Genomic DNA, 16242 nt, shown 5'->3' with positions numbered 1-16242 from the left:
TGTGGAGGACAAGCAATTGAACGCTTGGGTGTTGGGGTTGGTCAGCATATCCGTGAGTATGCAGTTACAGGCTGGGGTCACCGAATTTGGTGCCGGTCTGGATCAATCCGTCTGGCGTTTGACCTCCGATACCCAGATTGAGTGTCGCCTCGAGCACCCTATTCCCAACTGGGGAACGGGGGCCTTTGTCAGCCGCGCCGGGCGCAAGATCAACCTCGACTTCGAGCTCAAGGGGAAGCGGCCACAAGCCCAGACCCAGACGGTGAGCCTTGGCATCATGCCGCCGGTATGGCGCCCAGGGATTGCCGGGCGAGAAGTGAGCCAGCTGCGCTTCTATCAGCAGTTCGATGGGCTGGTGGAGGGGCAAACCGCCTGGACCATGCTCGACGAGCTGGAGGGGGGGCGGATGCCCACTTTCCAGTATCGGGACTGGTATCGCCAGAACCGCGCGGTGCGAGTGTCCCTCTCGTCGGTCAACTTTCGGGTTAAATATCAGGCCTTTATAGATTGTCTGAGTGGGCTCTTGCCCTACAGCTTCAACGATATCGCCTTTAGCGTGCTCACCTACGACAAAAACAGCGATCAGCTCTCCATCCCCTCCAAGCGGCGGCTGGCGATGATCAGCGAGTTTATCAAGGCGGACAAGAGCATCGATGTGGTGGTAATTGACGCCTACAGCGACAGCTATGGCGGCCGCTGGCCGAACCTGAAACTCTCCGAGAAGCGGGCCGATGCCATCAAGAAGGTGTTTGTCGATCTGGGGATCGATCCCGGCAAGATCTCGGTGGAGGGGCATGGCGAGAAGCAGCACGTCGCCTCCAACGAAACGGAGCAGGGTCGTGCCAAGAACCGGCGGGTGGTGATCAGCATGGGGCGCAATGGCGAGATCTAGTGCTGTCCCCGGCAAAGAGGCATAAAAAAGAGCGCAGATGCGCTCTTTTTTGATCCTGCTATTCAGCAGCGGGATTAGGGCAGCTTAGAAGCTGTCACCCAGGCCGGTACCGGCATCTTTCTTGGCAATCAGTTCAATCTTGTAACCGTCCGGATCTTCGACGAAGGCGATGACGGTGGTGCCGCCTTTGACCGGGCCCGGCTCACGAGTGATCTTGGCACCGGCGGCGCGCAGTGCTTCGCAGGTGGCATAGATGTCGTCCGCTTCCAGCGCGATATGGCCGTAGGCGGAGCCCAGTTCGTACTCGCTCACCCCCCAGTTGTAGGTCAGCTCGATCACCGCTTCATCCTTCTCGTCACCGTAACCGACGAAGGCCAAGGTGTACTTGTACTCGCTGTTCTCGCTCTTGCGCAGCAGCTTCATGCCAAGGACGCGGGTGTAGAAGTCGATGGAGCGTTGCAGATCGCCGACACGCAGCATGGTATGCAGAATTCTCATTGCTCAGTTCTCCGGGTTGGTGATGTGTACTGCTTTCAATCTCGGTTGCGAGGCTATCAGCTTTCTGGATAGACCTTCTCTTTGTATTCGCACAAGTCCTCGATGATACAGGAACCACAACGGGGCTTGCGAGCCAGACAGGTGTAACGCCCGTGCAGGATCAGCCAGTGGTGGACATCCAGCTTGAACTCGGCGGGTACCACTTTGAGCAGCTTCTCCTCCACCTGATCCACGTTCTTGCCTACCGCAAAGCCGGTGCGGTTCGATACCCGGAAGATATGGGTATCGACGGCGATAGTGGGCCAGCCAAAGGCGGTGTTGAGCACCACGTTGGCGGTCTTGCGGCCGACGCCGGGCAGGGCTTCCAGCGCTTCGCGGTTCTCTGGCACCTCGCCTCCGTGGCGCTCCAGCAAGATGGCGCAGGTCTTGATGACGTTCTCGGCCTTGGTGTTGAAGAGGCCAATGGTCTTGATGTACTCCTTGAGCCCGTCCACCCCGAGATCCAGCATTGCTTGCGGGGTGTTGGCCACCGGATAGAGTTTGTCGGTCGCCTTGTTGACGCTGACATCGGTCGCCTGTGCCGAGAGTAGCACGGCGATCAACAGCTCGAATGGCGAGTTGAAATTGAGCTCTGTGGTGGGGTGGGGGTTGTTTTCCCGCAGTCGCTCGAGGATCTCTCTGCGTTTCTGGTTATTCATGCCTTGCGTCCGATCATAGTTCGGTCGCCCGGACGCGAGCCGGGGCAACGTTGCAGTGGGCCACTGTGGATGCTTGTTTGCGGTCCCGCCAGTCGTTGATGGCGTTCTTGGCGGCGATCAGCAGTCCCAGCCCGATAAAACCGCCCGGCGGCAAAATCGCCAGCAGCAGACTGGCATCGGCGTGGAACAGCTCGATGCGCAGGGATTTGGCCCACTCGCCCAGCAGCAGCTCGGCGCCATCAAACAGGGTGCCCATGCCGATGATCTCGCGCATGCCGCCCAGTACCAGCAGCACCAGGGTAAAACCAAGGCCCATCATCAGGCCGTCGAGGGCCGCCAGCAGCGGCGGGTTCTTGGAGGCATACGCCTCGGCGCGGCCGATGATGACGCAGTTGGTGACGATGAGGGCGATAAAGATGCCGAGTGCCTGATAGAGGCCATAGGTGTAGGCGTTCATCAGCAGCTGCACGCTGGTCACCAGCGAGGCGATGATCATCACGTAGACCGGGATGCGAATATCCTTCGGCACCCAGTTGCGCACCAGCGAGACAGCGAGGTTGGAGCAGACCAGCACCGCCATGGTGGCAAGGCCCAGCCCCAGCGCATTGGTAAAGGTGGAGGAGACGGCGAGGGTCGGGCAGAGCCCCAGCACCTGCACCAGCGAGGGGTTGTTCTTCCACAGCCCCTGACTCATCAGCTCCTTGAGCTCGCCCTTGCGGCTTTCCAGCTCGGCAATCGGGGCTGCGCCCGTTTCAATCTGTTCCATCTGGTTCATGATGGCTCGACTCCGTTAGTTCGCCGCCGGACAAGCCGGGGCGTTGCTGAGCAGTTCCGGGTGCTCGTGCTGCAGTTTCAGCAGGTTTTTCACCGCCTTGACCACGGCACGGGGGGTGATGGTGGCACCGGTAAAGGCATCGAACTCGCCGCCATCCTTCTTCACTGCCCACTCCGATTCATTGTCGGCGGTCAGGGATTTTCCGGTAAAGCTGTTGATCCAGTTCGATTTTTTCAGCTCGATCTTGTCACCAAGGCCTGGGGTCTCGTTGTGAGCGAGCACTCGCACCGCGCTGACGGTGCCCTTGGCATCAAAGCCCGCCACGATGCGGATCGCCCCGCTGTAGCCATCCGGCGCGATCGCCTCCAGCGCATAGCCGGTCACCACGCCATTTTTGCTGGCGGTATAGAGGGCTTGCGGCTGATCGCTGCCCAGATACTTCCTGCTGGTCACCAGCTTGCAGCTGGTCACCAGATCGTTGTCATAGCTGCCGGCAGGCAGCAGCGCCTCCAGCGTCTGCAACTTCTCCAGCTGCTGCTGGTGGGCGATTTTATCCTTGGTCAACTCGTTGGTCAGCACCACCAGTGCGGTGCAGCCCAGCGCGAACATGGCCAGGATCAGGCCGTTCTTGCGCATGCTCTTTAACATGTCCGGGCTCCGTCAGCTGTGATGGGAAAAGAGGGCAGAAACATCATTGGCGACGGGCTCCATACACTTTCGGGCGAGTCAGGCTGTCGATAAAGGGTACGCAAAGGTTGGCCAGCAGCACGGCGAAGGCGAAGGCATCCGGGTAGCCGCCAAAGCGGCGAATGATGTAGACCAGCACCCCGATCAGCACGCCATAGACCAAGCGGCCGCGCGGCGTGGTGCAGGCACTGACCGGATCGGTGGCGATAAAGAAGGCCCCCAGCATAGTCGCGCCGCTAAAGAGGTGGAACATCGGCGTGGCGGTGGCATCCGGGCTCATCAGGTAGCCGAGGGTCGCTGCCGCCAGCAGGGCACCGAGAATGGCGGTGGGAATGCGCCAGTTGATCACCTTCTGTTGCAGCAGGAAGAGGCCGCCCAGCAGATAGCCGAGGTTGACCCAGCTCCAGCCGATGCCGCCCCAACCCTCGAACAGCGGGCCGCTCAGGATCTCGCCGGTGGTGAGCCCCTGAGTCAGGCCTGTTTTCAGGGTATCGAGGGGGGTCGCCATGGTGAGACCATCCACCCCCTGCTTGAGCTGGGTCATGCTGTAGCCGTCGAGACTAAAGCCGGTGAAGATCACCGACGCCGCATCACCAAAGCCGAGGCTGTAGGCGCGCACGCTCTCCGGTGGCAGCCAGCTGGTCATCTGCACCGGGAAGGAGACCAGCAGCAGCACATAGGCGACCATGGCCGGGTTGAACAGGTTCTGACCCAGTCCGCCGTAAAGGTGCTTGGCGACAATGATGGCAAAGGCCGTGCCCACCACCAGCATCCACCACGGCAGCAGCGGCGGCAGGGAGAGACCGATCAGCACGGCGGTGAGCGCCGCACTGCCATCCATCAGGGCAGGCTTGATGGCGCGGCCACGGAGCTTGAGCACCAGCGCCTCGCACAGCAGCGCGGTCACCAACGCCAGCAGGATCTGGATAAAGGAGCCCCAGCCGAAGAACCAAGTCTGGGCCAGCAAGCCCGGCACGCAGGCCAGGATCACCAGCAGCATCAGGGTTCGGGTCTGTTTGCGGTTATGGGCAAACGGCGCAGTCGCAATATTGAACATGAGTCTGTCGATTACCTTGTGGTTGTTCGGTCGGCTGACGGGGCATCTTCAGCGGCGGTCTCTGCGGCTCTGGCTGCCTCGGCCGCCAGCTTCTTCGCCTTGGCGCGGGCCACTGCGGCTGCAATGGCCGCTTTTTTCGGATCAACCGGGGCGTCAGCCACAGGGGCGCTCGCTTCAGGAGCCTCTGTGACGGCAATTGGTTGCTCACTGCTGGCAGCATCGCTTTGCATCGGCTCAGCCGGTGCGCGCTCACCCTCAGTTCCGGCACTCTCTACCTGAGTACCGGCACTTTCTACCCCAGCACCGGCATTTTCTACCTCAGCACTGGTACTTGCGCTCTGCTGGGCCAGCTTTTTGGCCTTGGCCCGGGCGATGGCTGCGGCGATAGCGGCCTTCTTGGGATCGACCGCTTCACTTGCAGCCGTATCGCTTTGGCTGGTGGTTACTTCGCTCTTGGCTACCGTCATGTCGCGGGTCTGTGCGCTGGCAGCTGGCTCACTCTTCGCATCCTCAGCACCGGCACTTTCACCCTGCTGGGCCAGCTTTTTGGCCTTGGCGCGGGCAATGGCAGCGGCGATAGCGGCTTTCTTGGGAGCAACCGCTTCGCTGGCCGCAGATGGCGCATCACTTTGGGTTGCAGCGGATTCGCTGGCGCCAGCATTTGCAGTCAGATCGCCCTCAGCGCTGTCACCCTGCTGGGCGGCCTTCTTGGCCTTGGCCCGGGCGATGGCGGCAGCAATTGCCGCTTTTTTGGGATCGACAGGGGCATCATTTTGCGTGTTGACCTCGGCTGCCGTGCCCTTGGCAGCGCTTACCGGTTCACCATTCGCCTCGGCCTTTTTGGCCTTGGCGCGGGCAATGGCGGCAGCAATCGCCGCCTTTTTCGGATCAACCTCTGCTTTTTGCTGATCAGCATCTACCGCTGGGGCAGCAACGGCTTCGGCAGTCACAGGCTCGGCGCTCTCGCCAGCCTGAGCGGCTTTCTTGGCCTTGGCGCGGGCCAGTGCGGCGGCGATGGCCGCTTTCTTGGGATCGCTGGCGAGGTCAACCGCCTCGGCGGGTTGCGCCGCAGCGGCAGTGTCGCTGTTTGCGTTCTCTGCCAGCTTGGCGGCGCGGCGCGCCTCCGCTTCCCGTTTGCGGGCTTCGCGGGCGGCAATCACCGCGCTGTTGTCAGGCAAGCCCTCGGCGGTGGTGGCAATGGCTGTGATGGGCGCATCCTGCTTGGCCTTGATGCGGGCCAGTGCCGCTGCCACCGGATCTTCCCCGCCTGCGGCCGTCATGGTCTGACGGCGCTGGGCGGCGGCTTCGGCGTGGCGCGCTTCGCGGGCTGCTTTCTCCCGCTCGAAACGGGCCTGCTTGGCCTCGAAACGCTGCTTGGCGCGTTCGGCTTTTTCGGCCTCGGCACGGGCTTCGCGAATGTCGTCTTTGGCGATCTTGTAGTACTGCACCAGCGGGATCTCGCTCGGGCAGACCCAGGCGCAGGCGCCGCACTCGATGCAGTCCATCAGGTTGAGCTTCTCGGCCTTGTCATACTCCTTGGCCCGGCTGTACCAGTAGAGCTCTTGCGGCAGCAGGGTGGCTGGGCAGGCATCGGCACAGGCGCTGCAACGGATGCAGGGCTGCTCCGGGCCGGGGGCGGGCAGTTCGGCCTGCGTCGGCGCCAGCAGGCAGTTGGTGGCCTTGACCACAGGCACCATGGCGTGGGGCAGGGTAAAGCCCATCATGGGGCCACCCATGATCACCCGTTGCTCCGCTTCCGGTTGCAGTTCAAAACGCTGCAACAGCCAGCGTACCGGCGTACCCAGGCGCACCCAGGCGTTGCCGGGCTTCTTGAAGCTGTCGCCGGTGAGAGTGACGATCCGCTCGATCAGCGGCTCGCCGTCGATGATGGCGCGCTTGATGGCAAACACGGTGGCGACGTTGAGCACCATGATGCCGATATCGACCGCGCGGCCCCCCTTGGGCACCTGACGGCCGGTCAGCAGCTCGATGGTCTGCTTGGCACCGCCCGAGGGGTACTTGGTCGGCACCGTCTTGACCAGCACATCTTCATCGGTGGCGTGGCGGGTCAGCTGCTCGATCGCCTCGGGCTTGTTGTCTTCCACCCCGATCAGGGTGAGTTTCGGTTTGAGCAGGTGCTTGAGCACCCGGATGCCATCCATGATCTCGTCGGAGTACTGCTGCATCAACCGATCGTCGGTGGTGATATAGGGTTCGCACTCCAGCCCGTTGACGATCAGGATCTCGGTGAGCTGGCCGCGGCCATCGAGCTTGCTGTGGGTCGGGAACACGGCGCCGCCAAGGCCCGCTACTCCCGCCTGCTGGATGCGTTCGAGCAGCTCGCCCCGCTCCAGATTCCAGTAATCGGGTTTGCCATTGCGCTCGCCCCACTCATCTTCCCCATCCGGGGTGAGAATGACGCAGAGATCGCCGAGCCCGGAGGGGTGGGCAACCGTGTGGTTGCCAATCTCGGTGATGGTGCCGGAGGTGGAGGCATGGACAGGGACGACCCGCCCCTTGGCATAACGGGTCAGCGGCTGCCCTTTTTTGACCTTGTCGCCCACCTGCACCAGCAGATCGCCGGCGGGGCCTGCGTGCTGGCGCAGCGGAATGATGAGACGTGGCGGCAGACCGGCGTCTACCAACGGGCTCTGGCTTGATTGCAGCTTGTTGTCGGCGGGGTGAATGCCACCGTGAAAGTCCCAGAGCGTGCCGGCTTTGATACGTTCGAGTAAGGAATGCATGGTTGCTCCGCTGTTTATTCCACTATCTTGACCGGAATCTTGCCCGGAACATGCACGTTATTGAGATCCCACTTCCAGTTATCGACCGTGGTGGGCACCGGGATCATCTCGATGCAGTCGGTCGGGCAGGGATCGACACAGAGATCGCAACCGGTGCACTCGTTGGCAATCACGGTATGCATCGCCTTGGTGGCGCCGACAATGGCATCCACCGGGCAGGCCTGAATGCACTTGGTGCAGCCGATGCACTGATCTTCGTGGATAAAGGCGACCTTTTTGACTGGCACTGCGGCCTCGTCACTGCCCCCCAGCGGCTGGGGCTCGACCCCCATCAGATCGGCAATCTTGCGCATGGTGGCCTCGCCACCGGGCACGCACTTGTTGATCTGATCGCCGTTGGCGAGCGCCTCGGCGTAGGGTTTGCAGCCGGGATAGCCGCACTGGCCACACTGGGTCTGGGGCAGCAGGGCATCGAGCTGATCGACGATGGGGTCTGCTTCCACATGAAACTTGACGGCGGCAAAGCCCAGGATAATCCCGAACGCCAGCGCCAGCAGGGTGAGCACCAGAATGGCAAAGAGAATATGGATCATGGTTATATCTTGATTAGGCCGGTAAAGCCCATAAAGGCCAGCGACATCAGACCGGCGGTGATCATGGCAATCGACACCCCGCGAAACGGTGCGGGCACATCGGCGGCGACCAGACGCTCGCGCATGGCGGCAAACAGGATCAACACCAGCGAGAAGCCGGTGGCGGCGCCAAAGCCGTAGATCACGCTCTGGATAAAGTCGTGTCGCTCATTGATGCTGAGCAGCGCCACCCCGAGCACCGCGCAGTTGGTGGTGATGAGCGGCAGGAAGATCCCCAGCAGGCGATAGAGGGTCGGGCTGCTTTTGCGCACCACCATCTCGGTAAACTGCACCACCACGGCGATCACCAGAATAAAGGCGAGGGTGCGCAGATAGGCGATATCCAGCGGCAGCAGGATATAGTGCTCCACCAGATAGGAGCTGGCACTGGCGAGGGTCATCACGAAGGTGGTCGCCAGCCCCATGCCGATGGCGGTTTCCTGCTTGCCGGAGACCCCCATAAAGGGGCAGAGGCCGAGGAATTTCACCAGCACGAAGTTGTTAACCAGCACGGTGCCGATCAATAAAAGCAGGTACTCAGTCATCAATTACCGTCACTGAAAGTCGGGTTATCGGGGTTTGAAGGCGGGCGGTATTATCTGACGTTAGGGCCAGTTAAACAACCGCAAGGCCGCATGGTTATTATGCAACTGGATAATTTAGCCGGGGTTTTGGGCAAGAATCCGGTGGGTTTTGCGTCATCTTCCCACCGGGTGAGAAGCCTTACTAACCAACAGCCAGTTTGGCGGCCTCTTTCCACATAAATGGCGGCATCGGAGTAGTGAGACGCCATTTAATGTTCATCGGTTGGCTGCCAGTGTGGGATACGTACTCCACCTCACCAAAGTTCACAAAGCCAAGGGTGCGGCCAAATTCATCTTTGCTCTGCTCACGAACGAACAGAAACAAGCGCTTACCTTCTGCTCTGTGGTTTATGTAACTCAGCCCCTTACCCCGTTCTGGGCGAGCGCTGTTTTGGCTCTGCCAATGAAACAGCGACTCGTTGATGGCGTAGTCGTGATAACGGGTAGTGGGGGAGAAGTGCTGTTCCGTTTTGTTCAAGGTCACGAACAGCAACTCGATATTTTGCTCTGCGATGACATAGACCCCTTCGCGAGCCGTGGGTTGCTGCGCGAAGGTGGTCGCACCAAAGCCAACCAGCACCTGCTCTCTGGCATAGCGAGCATGCAGTTGCAGCGGATTACCGGGAAGGTTTGGCATGGCGCTTTGTTCGTGTTGCACCCGGTTGAGCAGCATGGGCAACAGATCTGCCAGCTCGGCCCTTAACTCTGGTTGATTGAGTTGTTTCAGGCTGTGCGCCAAGGAGCTAAAGCCTGCATTGGGGCCGCTCTGTTGCCAGAAGTCGTAATGGCACATCAAGGCCATACGTTCATCGTGTTCGGCCGTTAAGGTAAAGGCGTCTGCCACCAAGGTTTGTAAGAATTTCAAGTAATGGAGCGCATCGCAGCCCAATAGCCGGGTTTTGATGGCCCGGGTGTAGAGGGTCGACAGCTTCTCATCGCTCATTTCAGAAATGGTATGGTTGCTAGCCTGTTTGACCAAGGCGCTCCAGTTACCGCGCTTGTAGATCTCCTCAAGGCTGATGTGAGGGTAGAACTTCAAAAAGTTCGCCAGCGTCAGTGGTAAATCACAGTCCTGTGAGAAACGGCGGATCAGGCCCATGAGGCGTGAGGTATTGAGGGTCGCCTTCTTGATATTGCTCAGAATTAACTCTTGGGTCTGTTTTGAGAGTTCGATGCGGCAGCCCAAGGGGGCGTGAGGGAAGCCCTGTTTGATCTCGTGGCTGATCGCCTTATTAGTTTTACCCACCAGTGCCCGGAATTTCTGGGCAAAGTCATACTCAGCACGGGCATTGCCAACAAAGTCCAACACGGTGCAGCACTCTTTATCGCTCGCCAGCCGCAGGCCGCGCCCTAATTGCTGCAAGAAGATAGTGAGGCTTTCCGTTGGTCGTAAAAATAGCAAGGTATCGACTTCCGGGATATCAACCCCTTCGTTGAAGATATCCACCACGCAGAGAATATTGATAACGCCGGTACGCAAATCTTGTTGTTTGCTATACCGTTCTTCTCGGTTATCGCTGGTGAGAATATCAGCCTTGATGCCCTTCAATAAAAAGGCCTTGCGCATAAAATCGGCATGTTCACGGCTCACACAAAATGCCAGCGCTTTTATCTTGGTAATATCGGTGACGATCTCATTGAGGCTCTGGACTATTTTCTGTACCCGCTGCTGGTTATGGGTATAGATATTGGTGAGTTCAGTGATGTCATAACGGCCATTTTTCCAAGCCACTTGGCGCAAGTCAGTATCATCATCGATACCAAAATATTGGAACGGACAGAGATGGCGACGATTGATGGCCTCGGGCAAGCGGATCTCTGCTGCGATGACACCACAAAAGTCGGCAAGAATATCACCGCCATCATGGCGCTCTGGCGTTGCGGTTAATCCCAACAGAATGTGAGGTTCAAAGGCGGCGAGCAGACCGCGATAACTGGCCGCCGCAATATGGTGAACCTCATCAATGACGATGTAATCGAAATAATCTGGGCTAAGAGGTAAATTAGCCAGCTGGTTATTCAAGGATTGCACCGAGGCAAATAGTTGACGGTAGTGGGTTGGCACGGCGCCGCCGACTAAGAGTTCGCCAAAATTGGATTGCTTGAGCACACCGCGGTACGAGGCTAATGCTTGGCGCAAGATCTCCTCTTTGTGGGCGACAAACAGGAACTTGGCATCGGGTTTGGTTTTCAGAAAACGCGCAAAATCAAAAGCGGAGATCAGGGTTTTCCCTGTACCGGTGGCCGCAACCACCAAGTTACGGAAGCGCTGGTGTAAAGCGCGCTCCATCGCCAATTGTTCAAGGATCTCCAGTTGATGGGGAAACGGCGTGATATCAAAGAAATAGGCAGGGCTATTTTTGTCCCCATCCCCACGGGCCTCTTGCAGTGCATGCTGCAATTTTGTACGGCTTTCGAGCTTGCCATCAAACAGCTCAAAATCATCGGATTCCCAATAGGTTTCAAAGGTACTCAGGGATTTCTCGATAATATGAGGGATCTCTTGCGAGGTGATTTTTAGGTTCCACTCCAAGCCGCTGGTGAGGGCAGAGTGAGAGAGATTGGAGGAACCTATATAGCCGGTATGAAAGCCGGTATTTCGGCAAAAGAGATAGCTCTTGGCATGCAACCGCTCGCGCTGGGTGTTATAGCTGAGTTTGACTTCGGTATTTGGGAGGCTGGCTAAAAATTCAACTGCCTTGGCATCGGTCGCCCCCATATAAGAGGTAGTAATTACTTTTAATTGGCGGCCGCTGTGAGTGAACTCTTCCAGCTCATGACGGAAAATCCGGATACCTGCCCATTTGATAAATGAGACCAGCCAGCAGATGCTATCTGCCGATAAAATTTCCCGTTTAATCTCCGACTCCATCGACAAACCCGCATTGCTGCCACAAAACAGTTCGCTCTGAGTGAGACCTGTCAGAGGGAAAATATCCTCGGCATATTGCTTTAAATTGGCGGAGATGGGGTTATCCAACTGGTAGAGTGCTGTCAGAATTTTTCCCTGACTATCGATGAGGTTCTCGCCAATAAAGTCTGGGTCTTGGGTGCGATCCTTTAGCCAAAGCAATAACTGGTTAGCCAGCTCAATCTGCCGTTGCAGCTGATCCTCTCCAGTTACCGAGCCCACCGCATATTCCAAAACCCGGCTCAGAAATCTGGATAACCAAACTGCCGCTTCGGCAGGCTCAAGTTGGCGTTCCCCCACGTAAAAGCGCTCGCGGTCGAGTCGAGATGTCAGCAGTTGAGTAATGAGCTGTTCATAAATACCGCATTGTTGCATCGCACTTTAGCCTTGAACGTTGTACATGAGGGTGGCGAGAAGAGTATCATTTTTTCCAACCAAATCAGTAAGCTGTTGTCGCCTGTTACTCGTTTGAAAATCGCCCCGGTTTTCGGTAATAAAGCCCGGCAGTGACAACCACAGGGAGGTGGTGATGGATCCGGTTTCCTATCTTTTTTCGGCTTATCTCAATCTGGTACAGCAGCAGGTTGCGGATATCTATGGCACTGAGGCCAAGACGCTGGTGGTGCAGTATGAGGGGGAGTCGGTCCCGTTCTCTTTTCAGCTGTGGCAGATCCAGCAGCCGAGCGTTTGTCGTCCCTACCAGCAGGATGTTCGGCGTTTTAGCCAGTGCACGGTCAAGGCGTCCGCCCTGTTTCACAAGCTGTGCGATGACTTGACCCGGCAGGATGACAGCAGTTGGCAACTGCCCAAATTTCGCACCATGTACTGCTCGGCGGCCATCAGTTATCGGCCGATGATTGCAGAGATTGGGGATGCCAAGCAGAGTCCTGCCAAGCTGGCGGAGCGCGCCTGCAATCAGGCGATTCTGGCGGCAATGGACAGTGACGATGAAGCCCTGCTGGCCCAGCGGGAGAAAGCGTGCGCAGCGGTGCAGTAAAGCGAATTTATCTGACCAGATCATTTGCGCTCGCTTTGCGCGTCACGACACACATGGGCTTCCCCTTGCCGGGTATGATGGGGTTGCCCGCCGTGGCGGCAACAGCCGGATGTTTGCGGGTATATGCCGGTCACATCAGCCAGATCACCACCAGGAGGTAACCATGATCAGCCATATCGACCATCTGGTATTGACGGTCAGTGATATCGAACGGGCCGTGGAATTTTACAGCTCGGTGCTCAATATGGAGGCCATTACCTTCGGTGCGGGGCGCCGGGCGGTAGGGTTTGGCAACCAGAAGATCAATCTGCAACTGCTGGGGCAGGAGCCGCGCAATCGGGCGCAGGTGGGGTCGGGAGATGTCTGCCTTATCACCCGCTGGCCGCTGGAGCAGGTGATGGCCCAGCTTGCCTGCCACGGGGTGGAGATTGTCGAGGGGCCGGTGACCAAAAGCGGTGCCTGCGGGCCGATAGAATCTGTCTACTTCCTCGACCCTGACCAGAACCTGATAGAAGTCAGCATCTATCCCTGAGCCCACCAAGTCATCACTCCCATCGCCATCATCAATAGAAAGGGGCCGTCAATTGACGGCCCCTTTCTTGTATCGCCATCGACCCAGCGCCAGTGGCTCTTTGCCGATACTCCAGAAATGCCCTAGAAAGGCGCGCTGCTCTCGTCGCTCTCCTGTAAAAACTGCTCCACTTCTGCCTGATAGGCCGCATCAGGTTGACCGCTGCTGGCAGGGGTTACGGCGGCAGACGGGGCGACGGGAGGGGCGATGAGAGTCTCCATCACCCGCTGCTGCAGATAGGGGTAGAAGGGGTTGGAGGAGGTGCGGGTGAGGGCGCCGGGGTTGACGATCAGCACGCCGCGCTCGCCACGCAGGGCCAGACCACCGAGGTTGATGCCGTATTGCTCCCGCTGCTGCGGGCGCGCTGCCATGCCATAGAGGGGGTCGTCCATCGGGAAGGGGAGCGCCACATGGGAGAGGGAGTAGATCTCCTTGGGATAGTCGATGCCCAGCGGGCGGACCTGCTCAGGCTGGTCTGCGCTGGCCAGCGTTCTGGCCTGCGTCGCGGGGGAGGTTGGCTCGACATTACCCACCACGGTGAGGCGATAGTGCCCGGGGGCGTTTGGCAGCAAGCGGTGCAGCGCCAGCTCTGAGGCCGAGCTCATCAGCGGGCCAAACAGGGTGCTGCGGTTGATATCAAACAGCACCAGTTCGCTGCCGTTGGCCGGCAGGTAGTGATAGAGATCGGCAATGATGGAGCGGGTGCTGACGGTGTAGTCCATCACCGACTGGAAGGTGAGGGCGGGGGGAAATGCCTCCAGCTCGCCACTGGCGGCCAGCTGGCGCACCTGCTGCTGGATTGCGTGGGTCAGGCGGTAGGACTGGCGCGCGCCGTTGACCGGGAACGAGTTGTACTTGAACGGGTTGAACTCCGGCATGGTGTCGAGCCAGGCGGCGTTGGCAAAGGCGGGCAGCAGGGCAGGCACGGCCTTGATCCCGGCGAAGCGGGCAAAGCGGGTCACCCCGATCATCGGGGAGATCAGCACCAGCCGATCCGGTTTTGCCAGCGTGCCGCTCGGGTCGGCCAACGCATCGAGCGCATATTTCACCGCCAGCGCGCCGCCGTTGGAAAAGCCCACCAGATGCAGCGGCCGCTTGCCCGGTGCCAGCAATCTGGCCTCCCGCACCGCCAGTCGGGTGGCGGCCAGCCAGGTTTCCCAATCCACATCTACGAGGCCAGCGGGCACTGTGCCGTGGCCGGGGATCCTCAGCCCCAGCGCGATAAAGCCCTGCTGCTGATAGCGTCTAGCCAGATGGCGCAGGCTGTAGGGGGAGTCGGTCAGGCCGTGCAGCAGCACCGCTACCCCTTTGGCTTCCCCCTCGGGGCGCAGCAGGTAGGAGCGGTTCCAGTTCTGCTGAAAGCGGGCGGGATTGATGGGGGCGTCCTGATAGTAGCGATTGCTGGCCAGTTGCTGCTCCGGCGGCGTCTTGGCGACTACCTCGGTGGCCACCAGCTCGAACAGCTCTGCTTCGCGGGCCAGATAGGCTTGCCAGTCGCTGCTGTCGAGCTCATCGGCACTGAGTTCGGGGGGCACCACTGTGTGCCACAGCTGCAGCGGCGCTGCCTGCCAGGCGAAGTAGGCGATCACCGCCCATGCGGTCAGCAACAGCAGCAACAGGGTCAGCAGAGCACGGCGAACAAGGCGGCGAGTGTGAGCCAGCATGGTGCAATCCTTGGCGATAGAGGTGAAGCCGCATTTGGGCGGGCGAGTTCGGCGCAGCACATTGGGCGCGGCCAACCGGCTTAAAGCCTAATGGAAACAAGGTGATATGTATAGTTGATGGCGTTCGGCCGCGCTGGCTGTGGGAGCCGGATCCCGCCGTTGGCATCAGGCTGGTTGTTCAAAGGCGGCATCGCGGGCCATCCGGCGGCGTGAACTTGTCCGCAGATGCCCGCTTGGGCGCGCGACCTTGCAACTATCTGCCCCTGAAAGAGGGCAATTATGCTACTGTAGCGGCGTTTTTTGATGGATAAGCTGGCATTGGCCTTTTTTGAAGATGGAATGGTATGCAGAACTTTGACGTAGTGAATTGGCTGATGCAGCAGACAGCCTCCCCGGCGCAGCCGGAACAGGCGATGGCACAACCGGGCGCGGCCCAGAACCTGTGGCAGGTGACCCATGCTGGCTAACGAATCCATGCGCCTGAACAAATACATCAGCGAGAGCGGTATCTGCTCGCGCCGCGAGGCCGACCGCTTTATCGAGCAGGGCCACGTCTTTATCAACGGCAAGCGGGCCGGGATCGGTGATCAGGTGCAGGTTGGCGATCTGGTCAAGGTGAACGGTCAGGTGATCGAGCCGCGCGAGGCGGACAGTCTGGTGCTGATCGCCCTCAACAAGCCGGTGGGTATCGTCAGTACCACAGAGGCGGGCGAGAAGGACAACATCGTCGATTTCGTCAACCACAGCACCCGGGTCTTCCCCATCGGGCGGCTCGACAAGGATTCGCAGGGGCTGATTTTTCTCACCAACCACGGCGATCTGGTCAACAAGATCCTGCGGGCGGGCAACGATCACGAGAAAGAGTATCTGGTGACCGTCGACAAGCCGGTGACCGACGAGTTTGTGCGCGGAATGGCGGCCGGGGTGCCGATCCTCGGTACTGTGACCAAGAAGTGCAAGGTGAAGAAAGAGGCGCCGTTCGTCTTTCGCATCACCCTGGTGCAGGGGCTTAACCGCCAGATCCGCCGCATGTGCGAGTACTTCGGTTTCGAAGTGACCAAGCTGGAGCGCATTCGCATCATGAACGTCAGCCTCAAGGGGCTGCCGGTGGGCGAGTGGCGCGATCTCACCGACGACGAGCTGATCGATCTGTTCAAGCTGATTGAGGACTCCTCCTCCGAGGTGAAACCGGCCAAAGGCGACAAACCCAAGGCGGCCAAGGCTCCTGCGGCGCAAAGCGCCAAACCGGGGCAGGGCAAGAAGCCGCGCCGCGATGATGATCACGAGATTGGCGGTCGCCCCAATGTGCCGGGCCCGGAAGCCTTCGAGAAGAAGCTGCCGGTGGGCAAGGGTGGTGCGGGCAAAGGTGCAGCCAACAAGGGCGGTGCTGGCAAAGGGGCTCCCAAGGGAGGCAAACCGGCCGCAGGCAAGCCGCGCACCGCTAACAGCGGACGGCAGAAGAAGGGGCGCTAAGTTGCCCTCCTGAGCGGCGTCAGCCTACCTTGTCATCCCCAACACGGTTATCCCCAACA

General features: G+C 59.5%; 15 protein-coding genes. 5 read left to right on the top strand and 10 right to left on the bottom strand.

The features are described from left to right. The first annotated feature begins 16 nt into the window (after positions 1 to 16). The gene (locus tag G5193_RS16530) at positions 17 to 892 is read left to right on the top strand and encodes a flagellar protein MotY (RefSeq protein WP_005337611.1); all 876 of its coding nucleotides are present in this window, start codon (positions 17 to 19) and stop codon (positions 890 to 892) included. 84 nt (positions 893 to 976) lie between these two features. On the opposite strand, the gene gloA is transcribed toward G5193_RS16530, so the two are convergent. From gloA to G5193_RS16485, 9 genes are all read right to left on the bottom strand, one after another. Continuing rightward, on the bottom strand, positions 977 to 1390 hold the full coding sequence (gene gloA / locus G5193_RS16525) for a lactoylglutathione lyase (protein ID WP_005337610.1): 414 nt from the start codon (positions 1388 to 1390) through the stop codon (positions 977 to 979). A 56-nt stretch (positions 1391 to 1446) separates the two neighbouring features. Beyond that, entirely contained in the window at positions 1447 to 2088 is a 642-nt protein-coding gene (gene nth / locus G5193_RS16520) for an endonuclease III (RefSeq protein ID WP_005337609.1), read from the bottom strand. A gap of 13 nt (positions 2089 to 2101) precedes the next feature. Then, on the bottom strand, positions 2102 to 2863 hold the full coding sequence (locus G5193_RS16515; RefSeq protein WP_374844912.1) for an electron transport complex subunit E: 762 nt from the start codon (positions 2861 to 2863) through the stop codon (positions 2102 to 2104). A 15-nt stretch (positions 2864 to 2878) separates the two neighbouring features. Further along, positions 2879 to 3511 carry an electron transport complex subunit RsxG gene (gene rsxG / locus G5193_RS16510; protein WP_421206477.1) on the bottom strand — a complete coding sequence of 211 codons (633 nt, stop codon included), beginning with the start codon at positions 3509 to 3511 and terminating at the stop codon, positions 2879 to 2881. Between the two features lie 43 nt (positions 3512 to 3554). Beyond that, entirely contained in the window at positions 3555 to 4607 is a 1053-nt protein-coding gene (rsxD, locus tag G5193_RS16505) for an electron transport complex subunit RsxD (protein ID WP_204479647.1), read from the bottom strand. 11 nt (positions 4608 to 4618) lie between these two features. Then, positions 4619 to 7351: an electron transport complex subunit RsxC gene (rsxC, locus tag G5193_RS16500; RefSeq protein WP_421206475.1), complete on the bottom strand. Its 2733-nt coding sequence runs from the start codon at positions 7349 to 7351 to the stop codon at positions 4619 to 4621. Positions 7352 to 7365: 14 nt separating this feature from the next. Further along, entirely contained in the window at positions 7366 to 7944 is a 579-nt protein-coding gene (gene rsxB, locus G5193_RS16495) for an electron transport complex subunit RsxB (RefSeq protein WP_005350799.1), read from the bottom strand. A gap of 2 nt (positions 7945 to 7946) precedes the next feature. Then, positions 7947 to 8528: an electron transport complex subunit RsxA gene (rsxA, locus tag G5193_RS16490; RefSeq protein WP_266135085.1), complete on the bottom strand. Its 582-nt coding sequence runs from the start codon at positions 8526 to 8528 to the stop codon at positions 7947 to 7949. A gap of 181 nt (positions 8529 to 8709) precedes the next feature. Further along, a complete protein-coding gene (locus G5193_RS16485; protein WP_421206474.1) occupies positions 8710 to 11853 on the bottom strand; it encodes a DUF3427 domain-containing protein in 3144 nt (1047 codons plus the stop codon). A 154-nt stretch (positions 11854 to 12007) separates the two neighbouring features. Between G5193_RS16485 and G5193_RS16480 the strand changes: the two genes are divergently transcribed. Together G5193_RS16480 and G5193_RS16475 are read left to right on the top strand one after the other, a co-directional pair. Next, positions 12008 to 12475: a hypothetical protein gene (locus G5193_RS16480; protein ID WP_107682341.1), complete on the top strand. Its 468-nt coding sequence runs from the start codon at positions 12008 to 12010 to the stop codon at positions 12473 to 12475. Between the two features lie 163 nt (positions 12476 to 12638). Beyond that, the gene (locus tag G5193_RS16475) at positions 12639 to 13007 is read left to right on the top strand and encodes a VOC family protein (RefSeq protein WP_076493698.1); all 369 of its coding nucleotides are present in this window, start codon (positions 12639 to 12641) and stop codon (positions 13005 to 13007) included. Between the two features lie 122 nt (positions 13008 to 13129). Here the strand turns inward: G5193_RS16475 and G5193_RS16470 are convergent, their stop codons facing one another. After that, on the bottom strand, positions 13130 to 14710 hold the full coding sequence (locus G5193_RS16470; protein WP_421206472.1) for an alpha/beta hydrolase: 1581 nt from the start codon (positions 14708 to 14710) through the stop codon (positions 13130 to 13132). A 344-nt stretch (positions 14711 to 15054) separates the two neighbouring features. Between G5193_RS16470 and G5193_RS16465 the strand changes: the two genes are divergently transcribed. Then, entirely contained in the window at positions 15055 to 15177 is a 123-nt protein-coding gene (locus G5193_RS16465; protein ID WP_005337590.1) for a hypothetical protein, read from the top strand. Beyond that, complete coding sequence (rluF, locus tag G5193_RS16460; protein ID WP_421206469.1) at positions 15167 to 16183, top strand: 23S rRNA pseudouridine(2604) synthase RluF; 1017 nt, start codon at positions 15167 to 15169, stop codon at positions 16181 to 16183. Before G5193_RS16465 ends, rluF begins: the two co-directional genes overlap by 11 nt. Positions 16184 to 16242 lie beyond the last annotated feature (59 nt).

The sequence above is a fragment of the Aeromonas sp. 601027 genome (genome assembly GCF_049174455.1).
Lineage (GTDB): Bacteria > Pseudomonadota > Gammaproteobacteria > Enterobacterales > Aeromonadaceae > Aeromonas > Aeromonas veronii_A.
Note: the sequence above shows the minus strand (reverse complement) of the source record. Positions and strands in the feature narration are given on the sequence as shown.